The following is a 568-nucleotide window of genomic DNA, read 5'->3' as shown; positions in this document are numbered from 1 at the left end:
GATCGGAGAGGGCCATGTTCCAGGCTCTAATGTGCAAGTTCAATCTGCGCCACGAGTGGCACGTCGAACATGCCGAAGACGGAAGCATTTACAGGCGCTGCCGCATGTGCGGCAAGGATGACGATGAACGTGGCAAGGGAAGAAAAGGCGACTTCAGCGGGTGGGTGGGGCCGTCGGGCGCGTGAGCAATCTGCGCCCTGATGCGCTGATATGGCCATACTTCAGGGGTACCGCGACTAGCAGGCCGCATCGACGCTGCTACACAGGGGATTTCCTTCTATTTTTCGCCGCGGGCGCTGGAAAGCGTCCTCGTAACAAGGGGAGTACATGGCACCTCACGATACGGTGACCGTTGTTGCTAAGCCCGGGCCTTTCAAGCTCGATCCCAGGCACGCAGCGGTGATGGTGGTCGACATGCAGAACGACTTTGGATCGCCGGGCGGCATGTTTGACCGGGCCGGCGTGGGCATTGCCCAAATTCGCGCAGCCATTGCGCCTACAAGGCGCACCGTTGAGGCGGCGCGGCAAGCGGGAGTCCCCATCGTGTATCTAAAAATGGCGTTTCGGC

Annotated in this window: 2 protein-coding genes; both read left to right on the top strand. The window is 60.4% G+C overall.

Going from position 1 to position 568, the window contains the following annotated elements; genetic code table 11:
• The coding region (locus AC5RWX_RS34150; RefSeq protein ID WP_494100554.1) for a hypothetical protein at positions 1 to 185 on the top strand (185 nt) is incomplete at its 5' end.
• A 142-nt stretch (positions 186 to 327) separates the two neighbouring features.
• The coding region (locus AC5RWX_RS34145) for an isochorismatase family protein (protein WP_494100553.1) at positions 328 to 568 on the top strand (241 nt) is incomplete at its 3' end.

This window comes from Arthrobacter sp. SPT-J7 (assembly GCF_059089965.1).
Note: the sequence above shows the minus strand (reverse complement) of the source record. Positions and strands in the feature narration are given on the sequence as shown.